Genomic DNA, 15,120 nt, shown 5'->3' with positions numbered 1-15,120 from the left:
CGTTATAGCGGGTTCGCCAGAACCTACTTAGCTTTCGCTGCGGCGTAGCGCTCTGCCACGTCGTCCCAGTTGAAGACGTTCCAGACGGCCTTGACGTAGTCGGCCTTGACGTTCTTGTACTGGAGGTAGAAGGCGTGCTCCCACATGTCGAGCATGAGCAGCGGGGTGAAGTTCACGGAGATGTTGCCCTGCTGGTCGGTGAGTTGCTCGATGATGAGGTGGCCGGAGAGGTGGTCGTAGCCGAGCACTGCCCAGCCGGAGCCCTGCAGGCCGGTGGCTACTGCGGAGAAGTGGGCCTTGAACTGCTCGAAGGAACCAAAGTCTGCATTGATAGCCTCGGCAAGCTCACCGGTGGGCTCGCCGCCACCGTTGGGGGAGAGGTTCTTCCAGAAGATGGAGTGGTTGGTGTGGCCACCAAGGTTGAATGCGAGGTTCTTGGTGTAGGCGCGAATCTTGTCGGCGTTGGCGTCGCCGGCACGCTCCTCCTCGAGTGCCTTGAGCGCGGCGTTGGCGCCCTTGACGTAACCTGCGTGGTGCTTGGAGTGGTGCAGCTCCATAATCTCAGCGGAGATATGCGGCTCCAGAGCGTCGTATGCGTAGTCGAGTTCGGGGAGGGTGTAAATGTCAGCCATATCGATTGTCCTTTCTTGTTGACGTGGCCCCCATCATAGGTGAATTTCCGCTCTTGTAAAGGGGTTTTGTGAAATTTTTTTCGCCGCACCCCGCTGACCTGGGGTAAGGTAGCCCTATGTTGTTCAACGAGCCGATCATGCCCACCCCCGACACTGCACTGAAGGGCGGAAAATCGCCCGTCCTCCCCAACCCGGGCACCCACGCGGTCCTTGGCACTCCACTTGATTCCCCTGGCGCTTACGTCCTATTCGGCCTGGGCTGCTTTTGGGGCGCCGAGAAATTATTCTGGTCCACCCCTGGTGTAATCACCACAAGCGTGGGATTCGCCGGCGGCTACACCCACAACCCCACCTACCGGGAAGTCTGCACCGGCCGCACCGGCCACGCCGAGGTGGTGAAGGTTGTGTACGATCCGGAAAAAATCTCGTTCGAGCAGCTGGTGAAGATCTTCTTCGAGGCCCACGATCCCACCCAGGGCTTTAGGCAGGGCAACGACGTGGGAACCCAGTACCGCTCCTGCATCTTCACCGAGACCGATGAGCAGGCGGACATCGCCCGCCGCATCGCCACCGCCTACGCCGCCAAGCTCAAAGAGGTAGGTTACGGCGAGCTCACCACCGAGATCCGCGCCCACGTGGACTACTACCTTGCCGAGGTCGAGCACCAGCAGTACCTGCACAAGAACCCCGGCGGCTACTGCCCGGTCCACGCCACAGGCATCGCCTGCGGCTAACCCCACCCGCCCCATCGGCCCCATCCGCCCCATTCTTTCCGCCTGTTCCTCCCCCAGCAAAGTTCCAGTAAATTACTGGAACTTTGCATTTCGCCACCTGGGCTTTTGTTTTCCTCCACCCGCAAAGTTCCAGTAATTTACTGGAACTTTGCAAAAGTTTTTTCCCCGAGTGGCGTGCCCGCGCGATCCGTGCGAAACTAGACACATGTTAGGGGAGGACATAATTTTCACGGGGGACTTTTCTCACTCGGGAAAGCAACGGATTTCTGGGCGGTTCCGCCGCGGGGAGCTGATCAAGCTTGCGCGTGGCATGTATGTACCAAGGGATACATTTGCTGGGCTGCGCCCGGGGGAGAAGTCGGTGCTCAGATCCGGTGCGCTCGGAATATCAGGGCGCGTACTTGTCGGGCGTTCCGCCGGAGCGATGTGGAGACTCCCGCAGGTGGACGAGCGCCACGGATTTCCGGCGGAGGTCAAGGGTCGCACCGATGCTCCACTTCCCGGCGTGGTCAATCGGTTTTGCTCCGCTGCTGGCATCACCCAGTTCACGTGGGCGGGGCGCCTCATCGCCGTCACGTCCCCGGAGCTCACGGTCATCGATATCGCCCGCTGGCACGGCCTTCACGAGGCCGTGATTATCGGGGATCAGCTGGCAAACCGTGGCCTCATCACGCATGCGTTGCTGATAAAGGCCCTCGCACAGCGCCGCCGGGCGGCGGGTATCGCCACCGCACGGGCGGCGGTTGGCCTCATCAACAACCTTTCGGAGAGCCCGCGCGAAAGCGAGGTCAAAGCGGCTTTGTACGAAAACTACATCCACGGCTTCCGCCAGCAGGTCACCATCATTTCCAGTGCGGGCAAGAGGATCGGGCGCCTGGATTTCTTCAACCGGGAGCACTCCGTCGGCCTCGAGTACGACGGCCACGGCAAAACTCACGGACAGTTCGGCACCAGCCCCGATGTGGCCCGTGAGAAAGAGCGCGCCCGCGAGCGCGAGCTCGTCAGCGAAGGAATTTACCTGGTCAGGGTGGCCAAAGACACGTTCGCCTCGGGCGAGTGGCTCGATTCGCTCACCCGGGCTCTCGAGGTTAATCGCGGGCGGTGTTTTCCGCAGGAGCAGGTTCTCCCACCCAATCGACATTCCTATACAGCCGGATGGAGCTGACAGCCCCCACGAGGATGAGCACGCCGCCGACGATGTAGGCGATGCGGTAGCCGTGCGTAGCCATGAAGGTAGTGCTCACGCGCCCGCCCCACCACGCGTACGCAGCCCAGACGAGGTATCCGCAGGTAGACACGATGGAGAAGAACGCTGATTTGGCGGCGCTCACCGCGCCTAAGTAGTGCTTTTCGGTGTTGGATACCCACGCCACCTCGAAGATGCCGCCGATCAAGCAGCACGCAAAGAACACCCAGATGGTGGGCGCGAACCCGCGGCTGACAAAGCTGACTGCAAAGATGGTGTAGAAAACCACGGGCCACCACCACTGTTTCCAGCGCGCAGAAATCCAGGATTTTGCCGCCGTGCCGATGACCATGCCGATAAACATGAACACGGAAATCGCCCCGAAGCTCGTGGCGGGTTGGTGGAAGGTATCGGTTACGTAGAACACGTCGAACGAATCGCGGGAGCGGTTTCCCAGTGCCTCGGCGGCGATGAGAAAGAGGATGAAGCCGGCGAAGTCCAGGTGGCGAAACGCCCCGAACCCCTGGAATCGTTCGCTGGGATCGCGGGGCTTCGTCCTAGTAAATTCCCGTGCGTACCGCACCACCGTGAGAGTGGGCTTGTCCGCAAAAGCAGAAGAAGGAACCTTGTGCGTGCGGGTCCACGCGAGAAGCAGCGCAGAGACGAGGCTGAGCGTGGCGCACACGGCGATGGCGACGTATACGTTGTGTTGGAACAGCCCCGCGCCCAGTAGGGGGGCCGTCAGCGGGGTCACCAGGTTGGCGCGGAAATTCCAGGTGAAGAACGCGGGTTGCTTGTCCTCCGGGACGCGGGTGGTGATGATGACCATGACTGCTGAGTCGAAAAGGATGCCTCTGTTCATAAAGGTCATCTGGATAAGCGCCATGACGGCAAGCGTCACAAAGGGGTGGCTTGGAGCTGCTAAGAGCAATAGGCAGGTAAGAACGGCCATAGAGGCGATGTTGAGGTATTGGGAAAGCTCGGCCACCGTGTAAGGCGCGTACGTGTCGGCGATGTGGCCGGCGCGGGCGAAGACAGGCAGCACGAGGAGGCCTTCTACGGCGAGGTAGATCGCAAGGGTGGAAGGCGGATCAAGGGTGGTACGCGGAAGGTAGTCCAACGTTAGCCAGAGGATGATGACGGTGCTGGTGAGAACGCCGTTGAACGAGCGCCTCTCAGATGGCCGATCATGTTTTCCTCCAATCTTGATTGGAAGACTACAGCCGTCGGTTCCCCTTCGCCGGGCGAATGGCGCTCCCTCCCGAAAGGGTGCTAGTTCAGCGAAGTCAGCGCATCCCCCGGAATCTCCATATAGGCGCGGGCAACGTCGCGGGCTACCTCACACCCCGCTTCTGAGGTGGTGAAATCGTGCCCGATGCGGGTGATAAGGCGCACTCCGCGGGCGGCGTTGGTGCCTATGGCACCGATGTAGCGCCCTAGCTCACAGGTATGGATCTCCCGCCTGGTGCTTGGCCAGATACCCTCGATGAGCTGTTGCGTTGTGCCGAGAAGAACCTCACCTTCGGGCCACTCGAGTGCGCCGTCGGGGGTAATGAAGGCCACGTTGAACATGGACCCCTCGGTGATGGTGTCGCCGGTGACGAGGATGGCATCGTCGGCGGCGACGTGTTTCTGCGCGTACCACTGCGGGGCGAGCCCCAGGTGTTTCACGCGTGGCAGGTTCCGCGTCAGCGGGAAGAAGTCGCAGCTCATCGGAGCGGAGGTGGGAACAGGGCGGGTGGTCACCTCGACGTCGTCGTCGTAGAGGGTGACCTTTACAATTGTCGGCTCGGTGCACGAAAGACCGTCGACAAGCCCGGTGGGGAGAGCCCGACCAAAAAGCGTGCGGTGACCCTCAGCCAGCCGAGCGCGGTGAAACGTGAGGCCGCGCACGCGATTCGGGGGCTCCAAAAGGAAGGTGGTGAAGTGCCCGTACCCCGGAAGCATCTACTTCTTCACCTTGCTCCTCAGCCAGGAAATGATGATCGGCAGCACGGAGATGCCAACAATAATGATGACGATGGCGTCGACGTTGTCCGCGATGCCAGGGATGTTGCCCAGGAAGTAGCCCACGGCCACCATGGAGCACACCCAACCGATAGCACCGAGGACGTTCCAGCGCAGGAACGAGGTGTAATGCATCTCGGCGGTGCCGGCGGCCAGTGGCACGTAGGTGCGGACGATCGGCACAAACCGGCCGAGTACCAGGGCTAACGGGCCGTGTTTGGCAAAGAAGTCCTCGGCGCGCTGCAGGTACTCCGTCTTGAGTACGCGGGCATCGTCCTTGAACAGCCTGCGCCCGAACTCGCGGCCGAGCCAGAACCCCACCTGGTCGCCGAGGAACGCGGCGACGATCGCCACACCCAGGATCGACGGCACGGAAAGGTGGAAGGTATCGCGCAGGATTGTCGCTGTGACCAGCAGGGAATCGCCGGGCAGGAACGGGAACAGGAATCCCGATTCGATGAACACGACGATGGCGAGTCCTGGGAGCACGAAAGGGCCGAATGCCTCAAGGAGGGCACCGGCATCGAGAATATTCGATAAGGACATCAAGCACTCTTTCACGTGACGGGTACAACGTGTTAGCAACTTACTCCGGCAAGCTGGCAAACCGTTAGCATATTACCAGCAATAGGCAGGGAACGCGCTAGTCACACGAACTCGGCCCGCCTAGAGGCACCATCCCGCCAACCGCACCCCGCCCGCTACACTTATTCATTGTGCGTGTGCTTCTCATTGATAACCACGATTCGTTCACCTACAATCTCGCTCACCTGGTGTTTCAGGCTGCGGGCGTGATGCCCACGGTGGTGTTGGCGGAAGATGTCACCGAGGAGGACATCCGCGCCGCGGACCGCATCATCATCTCCCCGGGCCCGGGCCGCCCGGAGGAGTATCCCACGTGGTACCCGCGCATTTTCACGGACCCGGCCTTAAAACCCGTGGCCGCCGGTACCCCCGTGGCCGCGCCAGCGGCCACCCCCATCCTCGGCGTGTGCCTCGGGCTCCAGGGCATGTGCATGGCGTTCGGCGCGAACCTGTCCCGGGCCGCGCATCCCCGCCACGGCGAGGTGACCGAGGGGCACACGCGCTACCATTCGCTGGCGGTGACGGATCTTCCGCCGGAGCTTGAGGCCACGGAGTTCGCGGCCGACGGCACCCTCATGGCGGCCCGCCACCGCAGTCTGCCTTTTCAGGGCGTGCAGTATCACCCGGAATCCATCGCCTCCGTTGGCGGCGTGGAGCTCATGCGCGAGTTCCTCGGTGTGCAGCAGGGTGTGCAGCAGGGTGTCCGCACGGTGTGGTGCGAGCAGGTGGACACCAAAGCCCAAGCAAGCGAGCTTTTCCAGGCGAATTTCGCCGCGGAGGAGCACGCCGTGTGGCTCGACTCGTCCGACGGTACGGGGTGGAGCTACCTGTGCACGGGCTCCCGCACGTGCGGGCTTGACGAGGTCGAGGCCACGGACATCCCGGTGGATACGTCGGCGGTGCCGTGCGATTTCGCCCTCGGCTGGGCGGGTTACGTCACCTACGAGGGCGAGGCCCGGCTCTTGGAGGTGGATCGCTGTCTCGCCGTGAGCCCCACCGGTGAGGTGTTTGCGCTGGGCTTTGAGCCGTGGCAGCCGCGCACCTCCGCCTCCATTCCCGCTGAACCTCTGCCCGCCACACCGCGGGAATTCCGCTTTGATCACGCGACGTACCTGGATAAGATCCGCCGCTGCCAGGAGTTTATCGCCCGCGGTGACTCGTACGAGCTGTGCCTGACCAATTCGCTCTCCTTCGCCTTCCCGGCCGACCCGCTGGCGGTGTACAACGCGTTGCGCCGCGAGCACCCCGCCCCGTTCGCGTCCTTTGTCCGTTTCGGTTCCACCTCCGCTCTCTCTACTTCACCGGAGCGGTTCTTGAGGCTTGTCGACGCTTCTCTGGAGGCCAAACCAATCAAGGGCACCCGCCCCCGTGGTTCCAGTCGCGTGCAGGACGCGCAGCTGAAGGAGGAGTTGGCCACGAGTGTGAAGGATCGTGCGGAAAACCTCATGATCTGCGACCTGTTGCGCAACGATCTCGGCCGCGTGGCGGTTCCCGGGTCGGTGACGGTTCCTGTGTTGTGCGGAATCGAGTCTTTCGCCACGGTGCACCAGATGGTGTCCACTATCCGTGCGGTGAAGAGACCGGATGCCACGTCAGTCGATTGTTTCCGCGCGGCTTTCCCCGGCGGATCTATGACGGGTGCCCCCAAGGAGCGCTCCGTGGAAATCCTCCGTGAACTGGAGGAACACCATCATCGTGGCATTTACTCCGGCGCGATCGGCTACATCTCCTTGAGTGGCGCGATGGACTGGTCAATCGTCATCCGCACGATCGTTGTGGAGGGGGAGACAGCCACCTACGGCATGGGCGGAGCGATCACGAGGCTCTCGGACCCGGAGGAGGAGTGGCAGGAGATCCTGGTCAAGGCCGCGCCGGTGCTGTAATCACCGGGGCCGAGGCCCCGCACACGTGCAGGTTAATTTTTAGCCTTCACGTTGCCGTCCAGGCATGAGTGCTCCTGGGGTTTTGCGTTTTCGCCCGCCGCTTGTGGGTTAATTTTTAACCTGCACGTGTGAAGCGCTTTCCTTCGGATGGAGTCGAGTGGCAAAGGTCAGGGATACAAGCAGCGGGAAGTTAGCAGTCGAGATGGTCCACCAGCCACCGGGCAATCTCTTTACCGGCTAAAGCATGATCCATGCTTGGCACGGATCCAACAAAATCCGCAACTACCGTGTCCGCAATATCGGTGAGCGGAAAACCTTCGTTGCTCAAATAGTAGGAGGTCACCACCCATGCCGTGCGTTTGTTGCCGTCAATAAACGCATGTGCATGGATAATCCCCTCCAACAGCATGGCGGCTCGCTCAATTGACGATTCAACAAGGTAGCGTCCAAAAAATGTCTGGAGTGGCGCTGCCAGCGCAGATTCTAATTTCCCACGGTCGAGCAGGTTAAATCCATCGGAGCAAATGATTGTGGCGTTGACCCGGATTACAGCATCCGGTGGAACGCAATATTCATTCACTTTTCAGCTAAGAGGGCTAAAGCACCCTTCCACCGTTCGGCTTGCGCTTCAAGCTTCACAAGCGCTTCCTCGGTGCTGTCCGGTTGTGCCAACGTCAGAAATGGACGACGCGGGCCGTCGTTACTGGTCGCTTCGTGAGCTGCATAGAATTTTTTCATCTCGGATTCCAAAACTGGTGCATTGCTGCGATCGTGGGGAGACATGTCTCCTCTGGCTTTTATCCACGGAGACTCGGAATGAGTGATCGTCACAAGTTCTGAGCTGGAGAAATCAGCGTAATAGTCAATCACCGAGGCGACAACAGCTCGTTGCCATTCGTTCAATGTGGACGAGTCTGCCCCGTGAATTGTGGTGCCTTTAGGCCACTCTCGGTTGTTCTTATTGGCTTGGTAGAGGGAAGGCTCGACGGGACCGTTCACCCATGCCTCAAAATGTCCGTCAAAAAGCGGCCGACCATACCACCCGAGGCTCCACGCTTGAGCATAGTACGTAAGCTTCTGCAATTTCCATGCGTCTACCCATCCAAGAGAATCGTAAATCTGCTGTGCAACATCGATAGCTTTGACCATTACGCCTCCTTTCCCTTCTCACAGGCCATCATATATGAAGAGTGAAAAATGGGATAAGACATCAAAAAACTTTAAACTCGAACCGGCCTCGTGAAGGTCCTAAGGCGAAAGGACAATGACTCTCCTATATTGAGTTGTGTATCTCACGGTAGAGCTGCAACAGTTTTCTCGCCGAGCGCCTCCTATCACTTGTGGGCTGAAACCGGCGTAGCATCGCTGCCGTGGAAGCACAGTCCTTGGTATCAATTTCAGTAAGACGAATCTTGAAGGTTAATTCTTAGCCTTTAAACCGCCGTGCAGGAGTGAGTGCTCCTGGGGTTTTGCGTTTTCGCCCGCCGCTTGTGGGTTAATTTTTAGCCTGCACGTGTGAAGGGCCCGCAACTTGTAGGGAGAAAGCCGCCGTCGCCGGCACAATGAGTTCGCTATGCGTGTGTCTTCTGCGCCGCCGTTAACCCCCAGTGAACTCTTCGTGAAGATTGTCTCGCCACCCTAGCCAAGCCGAACGCTACCGGCCACAATGAGGGCCATGGGGTTAACGCGTAGGACGTTTTTGGCAACAGTGACCACAACTGTAGCTGCAACGATGGGGGTCGCCCGCGCACAATACTCCGAGCGAGACGATCCCGGCGGTGTCTTCCAGCACGGCGTGGCAAGCGGGGATCCCACGCCCACGTCGGTGATCATCTGGACGCGCGTGACCGTTCCAGGAGAGCCATCCGAGCCCATTCCCGTCGCGTGGGAGGTCGCAATCGACGAGAACTTCACCCGCCTCGCCCGCACCGGCATCGCCTACGCCAGCCCGGTGCACGATTACACCGTCCATGTCGATGTCACGGGTCTTACGCCCGGCACCACGTACTTCTACCGTTTTTCTCTCCCAGAAGGCGGGGCACCAACTGCCCCGGACATCAGCCGCACTGGCCGCACCATCACCGCCCCACTGGATCCGCAGGAGCTTCGCCTGGCGGTGACAAGCTGCGCGAACATGGAGAGCGGCTACTTCGGCGCGTACAGCGAGATCGCGCGGCAGGCGGAAAACGGCGAGATCGACGTGGCGCTCCACCTCGGCGATTATTTCTACGAGTACGCATCCGGGCGCTACGCGGGCAAACACGGCATCACCCGGCCGACGGCACCCGAGTGGGAGTGCGTGACGCTTGAGGATTACCGGGCCCGCTACGCGCACTATCGCCGGGACGCGGAGCTGCAGTGGGCGCACGCGGCGCTGCCGTGGATTGTCACGTGGGATGATCACGAGTGTGCGAACGATTCGTGGGCGGCGAGCGTGGATATGGATCGCCGGGCGGGCGCGATGCAGGCGTACCTGGAGTGGATGCCGATCCGTGCGACCACCCCGAGCACCGGCGGGCACATCTACCGCAGCCTCGCCTTCGGCGAGCTTGCCGAGGTTTCCATGCTCGACCTGCGCACGTACCGCAGCGCCCCGACGCGCTTTAAATCCCAGGATCCCACACGCCAGATGCTCGGCTCGGAGCAGTTCGAGTGGCTGAGCGGCAGGCTCTCCACGTCGGATGCCCGGTGGAAAATCATCGGCAACTCAGTAATGATGGCGCCACTCAACATTCTTGGCACCCCATTGACCGAATACCTGGGACACGGCATGGGGTCTCTCCCTCTCAACCCGGATCAGTGGGACGGCTACCAGGCGGAGCGCACGCGCCTGTTGGAGCTTGTCGCCCGCACGCCGGGGTGCGTGTTCCTCACCGGCGACATTCATTCGGAATGGGCGACGGAGTTGCGCGTCGAGGGCCGCACGGTCGCACCGGAGTTCGTGTGCACGTCGGTGTCGGCCCCCAATGTGGACGATAAGCTGCACCTGCCCGCGGGAAACCCCACCTCCCGCGCCCTTGCCGCCTACGTGCGCCAGGTGAATCCGCACGTTCACCACGTTGAGCTCGATTCTCACGGATTCATGCTGGTCACACTCACTTCCGAGCTTGTCGACGCTCGTTGGTTTCGCGTGGATGACGTGGAGACGAAGGGATCCCCCATCCGCCTCGCGCACGAGGAGAGCTGGGACGGGGAGAGAATCGTCTAGGTTTTCCGCGCCGTGATACGCGCTCGGAACGCCTGATTCTGTGGCGCTCGGAGCAATTCACTTTTGCGGTGCTCGGAGCTTCGGTTTTGCGGTGCTCGGAGCTCCGCTCCGAGCACCCCCGAATGTGCATGGACAGCGCAATTTTGCGCGTAGTGTGACGAAGATTATATGACGCTTCAACAAAAACTTATACTGCCTGGCTGCTGGCGGTGAGTCGTAACTCGCGATTTTCTGGCTTTTGAAAAGCCTAATATGTAGCAGGTTTCCGCAATTTCGCTTATGTGAATAAAGAATCCTTGCTTGAACAGTGCAAATATGACCGGAACCTGCAAAAATGCGTGGAGGGTGCGTAAAATTAAAGAGAACTTATGTGCGCAAAACTAATTGCAAAAGTAAAAAGTAGGCGCTAACCTCGGGCGCAGTCGTGGTAGTTGGAAAAGGACAACTACATCAGATCGCGTGCGGGCCCTCCAGCCGGAGTCATTCCGGGGGGCCAGGGAGCCGCGAAATCTTGCGACTCGGACGTCGCCCCGTGAGGGGAAGCGTTCTCATTCATCTCCGAGGAGGGAAGAATTTAACATGGCTAGACGAGCCTACGGAAAGCGGCGTAAGGGAATCTCCATTGCCACCGGATTGGTGGTCCTTTCGCCAGTCGCGGGTCACAGGATCGTAGAAGAACCCCCAGCCGTCGCCGGAGTCCATGACGAGTAGCCTCCCGTGGTAGTAAAACCGGGGCTCGATGGGGTCGAATTCGATTGCCGATGCCTCGTCGCGCCACTTCACTACGGCGCTGGTGTGGGGGTAGTCGATGCCCGCCTCGTCGAGGAGTTCCAGCGCCTCGAGGAGGGAGTCCGCGTTCTGCTGTTGTATAATGACACTTTTCCGCATCTCCTCCCACGGTTTGGAGTGGAATTCGGAGTAGCTTTCCCAGTAGCAAAGGTAGCCGAGAAAGGTACGGGTCCATCGCCTGTTGCGTGGGTCGTACATGTACCAGTGATGCTTTGGGTCCTCCATGATGCACAATCCGCCGCTGGAGTAGAAGGTTGCTCCCTCGCACGGGTTATCGTCGGGGGTCGTCTCGAACACCCGACCGTTGGGGCCCTCTACATCGCGGTCGTAGGTGTCATCGAGGATTTTCGTCTCGGCAACCACCTCGGCCTTCGCTTGGTTGTCCTTGATGTTGTAGGGCCACAAAAGCCTGTTTCCAAAGGTGGGAGTGTAGCCGTACCAATCGTCAAGGTCCTCCATGGATTCGGGATCGTTGTAGACGAAGTGGTCGTGAAAATACCACCGTCCGCAGTCGCCGTCGGTGGAGATGTGTTCCCACTCGTTGCGCAGCTGTTGGGCACGGTTGCGGGCCTCGTCCGCGTTGAGGGTTTCGCACGTGCCGGCCCACGCGGTGTCCATAAGCCAGTTGGCAAGCGTCGTGCGCACCCACTCGTTACAAGTGGGATCGTAGAGGAAGCGGATGTCGCGCCCGTCATCCATGATGAGGAGCATCCCGGTGCTCACGTACAGGGGCGCCGGGGGAACATTGCCCCATTCGGAGCGCAGTGCTTCACTGTCCTCGTCTTCGGGCTCCCAGGCGTTTTCCCACTCGTCGTAGGATTTTTGGATTTCATCGAGCTTGGCCTGGGCTTCGTCCTCGTCGAGTTCCTCGTGGGGCACCTCGTAGCCGCGACGGTTGAACCATTCGGCAAAAGAAGTGTTTTGCCAGTCACTCATGCTGGGGTCGTAGAATCCGCTATCGCCAGGGCCACAGTCGCTGAGAAGCAGGCCTGCAACAACGTAGTAGTTGGTCTCCATGAGACAACCTTTCACTTGTGGGGTGGTTGCCTCGAACACCGGGGCAACCAGTGTTTAGGGGGATTGGTGGTGCGAGCGCACTGGAGAAGTGTCGCAGCGTGTGCTGCGGGCAATCGTGGGAGCGTCAAAGGTCGCGCCTGAAAAGATGAAGAAGAGGCCATGCGCCTTGAAAAATATTTTTGCCCCCGATTGCATTAGTAACATTACACCCCCGAGCGGTTTTATGGAACCTCGAGACGCCAGTCACGGTCCCGATGCGTCAACACGGTCCCGAGGTACCCCCGATTTCCCCCTCTACGGAATCTTCTTGGTCCACGCCTCGGTGCCGTACTTTTCGTCGACAAGCTTTTCGGCGGCGGCGAGGTCGGCGTCGGTGAGCTCTGTGGGGGTGGCGGCGTAGCGGGTGGTGAACTCGCGGGCCATGGTATCGATGATCTCCTCGCGGGGCACGCCGGTCTGGCGGCGCAGCGGGTCCACGCGCTTCTTGGCGGAGGCGATGCCCTTGGAGGCGGTCTTCACCTTGCCCACGCGCAGCACCTCCATCATCTTGTCGGCATCGATGTCGTAGCTCATCGTCGTGTGGTGGAGCACGGTGTGTCGGCGCCGCTTCTGTGCCGCGCCGCCGATCTTCCCGCCGGTGGAGGTGATGTCATTGATGGGCACGTACCACGCATTCACGCCCAGCTTTTTAAGGCTTGCGAGCACCCATTGATCGAGGTAGGCGTAGCTGTCGGCGTAGGAGTACCCGGCCACGAGGCTGTCCGGTGCGTAGATGGAGTAGGTGATACAGTTCCCGCCCTCCATGAACATCGCGCCCCCGCCCGACATCCTGCGTACCGGTACGATTCCATGCTTATCGACGCCCCCCTGGTCGAGCTCGTTGGAATAGCTCTGGTAGCTTCCGAATACAACAGCTTTATCGTTCCACTCCCAAAAGCGCAGTGTCGGTGGGCGCGTGCCGTCCGCCACCTGGCCCTGGATGACCTCGTCGAGCGCCACGTTCACCGGCGTGGGCAGCGGGCCCGGGCGGAGGATCTCCCACGTGTGGTCGGTGAAGTCGGTGCCGCCGGAGACGGCACGCTTGATGGCGGTGGCGATGTCGTGGGTGGTAAAGCCGTGGTATTCCAGGTCCTCAAACTCGCCCAGGGCCTGGTCAAGCCGGGCCGTCATGTCGTCGGTGGGCTCCTTGACGGAGATGCCGGCGAGTGCCGGGCCGATGGCGTCGTAGGCCTCCTCGGGGTCGAGGAAGAAATCGCCAGAGACCTGCGCCTTGGTGATGGTGTTGTCTTCCACATCGGTGTCCACCACGAGCAGTTTCCCGCCGGGCACCTTGAGTTCAAAATGGTGAGAAGTCATGGTATCAAGGGTAGCCTTACTTTCCCGTTCTGGTCGTGGTGCTTCCTCTTCCAGGGTGCTGGATCTATGATCCGGCACCGTTGGATCTTCCTTACTCATGGTGCTGGATCTTCCTATTCCACGGTGCTGGATCTTCCTATTCCACGGTGCTGGATCTACGATCCAGCACCCTCTGCCAGATGGGCAGCAGCTCCTCGTGGTAGGTGTGGCCGTGGCTGCCGGTTTGGCGGTGGGAGGTGGGCATGTCCACCAGGAGTTGCCAGCCGGTGACAAGGGGCCACCACAGGAGGGCATTCGTGCGGTCCGCGCCGGGCAGGTGGTCCCGCATCCAGCGGGGCGGGAGGAAGAAGATCGGCCAATCGAAAAACGCCACGGGGTCCGAAGGGTGCTGCACAAAGGCGATCCGGGGGCGTTCCCACGCGGACCGGTACGGCCGGTCGAACACGTCGCGGTCGAGGTGGTCCGGCGTGGCCAGGAAGCGGATGTGTGCGCCACCGTCCACCACGGGCATGGAGTGCGGAGCCTTACTCACCGTGGTGATGATCGGGGTGAACCGCGGGGTGCCGGTGAACACTGCGCCGTCGACGCGTTCCAGGAGGTCGGCGTTGGAGGCCGCGCCGTAGGCACCAAGCGATTCACCGGCAATATACACGCCCTCGCTGCGGCGGTTGAGGATGGCGGTGATGAGCGCGCGGGCGGAGGTGACAGGAGTCTCGCGGTCGACGGCGTAGGCGATGGGGCTTTGCAGGTAGGAATACTGCATGGAGACGCTGGCGCAGCGGCCGCGGGCGGCGATCTCCGCCGCCGAGACCGACCACGGGTTCACCCAGCCGGTGCCGGTGGAGATGTGGATGACGAGGTAGTCGCGCGCCCACGCGCCGGTGCGATCCATTTCTTGGAGGATCTCGTCCACCGTGGCGCCGATGCCGCCGTAGATGCGAATCGGTTCGTCGTCCCAGTCGATGTCGCGCCCGGTGGTTTCCCGCGCGTCGCCGGAGACAAACTCGCGCCCCTTGGCGCCCAACAATTCCCAGCTCATGAGCGATGCGGGGGAGCCGGAGCGCAGCGGCGAGGCGGGACGCGGATGCTTCGGGTTGACCATGAGGTTCACCTTCTCGGCGTTCTCCGTCACGCGGGCGGCAAGCCTGCGCACCACGAGGAAGCGGGTGCCAATGAGCCACGTCGTCGCCGTCACCGCGAGGGCAGAAATCGCTGGGTACGGTATCCGCGGAGGGTGCGGTACGAACCTCTTTGCGAGGCTCCGCACGAGGGAACGCACGAGCCGGAACTGTGCCTTCATTGCCTCACCGACGATGACGAACCCGGCGTAGCCCGCCGTCCCCATGAGCGCCCCGGAGAGTAGGTCCCGCGTCGTCGGGCGCGGGGATTCCACCAGGTCGGCGATCTCGTTTTGTTTGCGCACGGAGCGCACCACCGCCAGGGCGGTGATAGCAGCAATAGGGAGGTGAGGAGTGCGGAATCCACCCACGAAACGGTGTACCGCCGCGGCGATCGCGTGCCCCACGGATTGGCAGCCGGCCACGCTGAGCGCGGTCTGCCAGGGCCGACGCGGCAGAAGCGACGGGGAAAGGGCTGCCCACGTGCCAATCTCCGCGCCGAGCACGCCCGCCGATACCTCCTTGCCGCGCGCCACGAGGAGACGCACGCCGGGGATGATGCGCAAGACGGTGCGGGCAAGTCGGTTCACCCGATACAGCGTAAC

General features: G+C 61.2%; 13 protein-coding genes. 4 read left to right on the top strand and 9 right to left on the bottom strand.

The window, feature by feature from the left end; all coding sequences use genetic code 11:
* Nucleotides 1–23: 23 nt before the first annotated feature.
* Entirely contained in the window at nucleotides 24–632 is a 609-nt protein-coding gene (locus HMPREF1219_RS08150; protein ID WP_016458427.1) for a superoxide dismutase, read from the bottom strand.
* A gap of 116 nt (nucleotides 633–748) precedes the next feature.
* Between HMPREF1219_RS08150 and msrA the strand changes: the two genes are divergently transcribed.
* Together msrA and HMPREF1219_RS12845 are read left to right on the top strand one after the other, a co-directional pair.
* Complete coding sequence (gene msrA, locus HMPREF1219_RS08145) at nucleotides 749–1,366, top strand: peptide-methionine (S)-S-oxide reductase MsrA (protein ID WP_016458426.1); 618 nt, start codon at nucleotides 749–751, stop codon at nucleotides 1,364–1,366.
* A 310-nt stretch (nucleotides 1,367–1,676) separates the two neighbouring features.
* Complete coding sequence (locus tag HMPREF1219_RS12845; RefSeq protein WP_169455915.1) at nucleotides 1,677–2,531, top strand: hypothetical protein; 855 nt, start codon at nucleotides 1,677–1,679, stop codon at nucleotides 2,529–2,531.
* Here the strand turns inward: HMPREF1219_RS12845 and HMPREF1219_RS08135 are convergent.
* From HMPREF1219_RS08135 to HMPREF1219_RS08125, 3 genes are all read right to left on the bottom strand, one after another.
* A complete protein-coding gene (locus HMPREF1219_RS08135; RefSeq protein WP_156823272.1) occupies nucleotides 2,455–3,672 on the bottom strand; it encodes an MFS transporter in 1,218 nt (405 codons plus the stop codon). The two genes, HMPREF1219_RS12845 and HMPREF1219_RS08135, sit on opposite strands and share 77 nt — an antisense overlap.
* Before the next feature lie 152 nt (nucleotides 3,673–3,824).
* Nucleotides 3,825–4,499 (bottom strand): aminotransferase class IV, encoded by a 675-nt coding sequence (locus HMPREF1219_RS08130; RefSeq protein WP_016458423.1) that lies wholly within the window; start codon nucleotides 4,497–4,499, stop codon nucleotides 3,825–3,827.
* Nucleotides 4,500–5,105, bottom strand: a complete 606-nt coding sequence (locus HMPREF1219_RS08125) for a DedA family protein (RefSeq protein ID WP_016458422.1) — start codon at nucleotides 5,103–5,105, stop codon at nucleotides 4,500–4,502.
* A 170-nt stretch (nucleotides 5,106–5,275) separates the two neighbouring features.
* On the opposite strand from HMPREF1219_RS08125, the gene pabB reads away from it, so the two are divergent.
* Nucleotides 5,276–7,027: an aminodeoxychorismate synthase component I gene (gene pabB, locus HMPREF1219_RS08120; protein ID WP_016458421.1), complete on the top strand. Its 1,752-nt coding sequence runs from the start codon at nucleotides 5,276–5,278 to the stop codon at nucleotides 7,025–7,027.
* A 190-nt stretch (nucleotides 7,028–7,217) separates the two neighbouring features.
* Here the strand turns inward: pabB and HMPREF1219_RS12245 are convergent, their stop codons facing one another.
* Together HMPREF1219_RS12245 and HMPREF1219_RS08110 are read right to left on the bottom strand one after the other, a co-directional pair.
* Nucleotides 7,218–7,607: a type II toxin-antitoxin system death-on-curing family toxin gene (locus tag HMPREF1219_RS12245; RefSeq protein ID WP_051120530.1), complete on the bottom strand. Its 390-nt coding sequence runs from the start codon at nucleotides 7,605–7,607 to the stop codon at nucleotides 7,218–7,220.
* On the bottom strand, nucleotides 7,604–8,176 hold the full coding sequence (locus tag HMPREF1219_RS08110; protein ID WP_016458419.1) for a Panacea domain-containing protein: 573 nt from the start codon (nucleotides 8,174–8,176) through the stop codon (nucleotides 7,604–7,606). The genes HMPREF1219_RS12245 and HMPREF1219_RS08110 overlap by 4 nt, the downstream gene beginning before the upstream one ends.
* Nucleotides 8,177–8,735: 559 nt before the next feature.
* Here HMPREF1219_RS08110 and HMPREF1219_RS08105 point away from each other — a divergent pair.
* Entirely contained in the window at nucleotides 8,736–10,235 is a 1,500-nt protein-coding gene (locus tag HMPREF1219_RS08105; RefSeq protein ID WP_245554434.1) for an alkaline phosphatase D family protein, read from the top strand.
* 552 nt (nucleotides 10,236–10,787) lie between these two features.
* On the opposite strand, the gene HMPREF1219_RS08100 is transcribed toward HMPREF1219_RS08105, so the two are convergent.
* The 3 genes from HMPREF1219_RS08100 to HMPREF1219_RS08090 form a co-directional block, all read right to left on the bottom strand.
* Nucleotides 10,788–12,041: a hypothetical protein gene (locus HMPREF1219_RS08100; RefSeq protein ID WP_016458417.1), complete on the bottom strand. Its 1,254-nt coding sequence runs from the start codon at nucleotides 12,039–12,041 to the stop codon at nucleotides 10,788–10,790.
* A gap of 294 nt (nucleotides 12,042–12,335) precedes the next feature.
* Nucleotides 12,336–13,397: a lipoate-protein ligase small subunit gene (gene lplB, locus HMPREF1219_RS08095; RefSeq protein WP_040427481.1), complete on the bottom strand. Its 1,062-nt coding sequence runs from the start codon at nucleotides 13,395–13,397 to the stop codon at nucleotides 12,336–12,338.
* A gap of 136 nt (nucleotides 13,398–13,533) precedes the next feature.
* A complete protein-coding gene (locus tag HMPREF1219_RS08090) occupies nucleotides 13,534–15,105 on the bottom strand; it encodes an alpha/beta-hydrolase family protein (RefSeq protein WP_016458415.1) in 1,572 nt (523 codons plus the stop codon).
* Nucleotides 15,106–15,120: the final 15 nt, after the last annotated feature.

It is taken from the genome of Corynebacterium pyruviciproducens ATCC BAA-1742 (assembly GCF_000411375.1).
GTDB classification, from domain to species: domain Bacteria; phylum Actinomycetota; class Actinomycetes; order Mycobacteriales; family Mycobacteriaceae; genus Corynebacterium; species Corynebacterium pyruviciproducens.
This window is presented reverse-complemented; position numbering and strand designations above follow the sequence as displayed.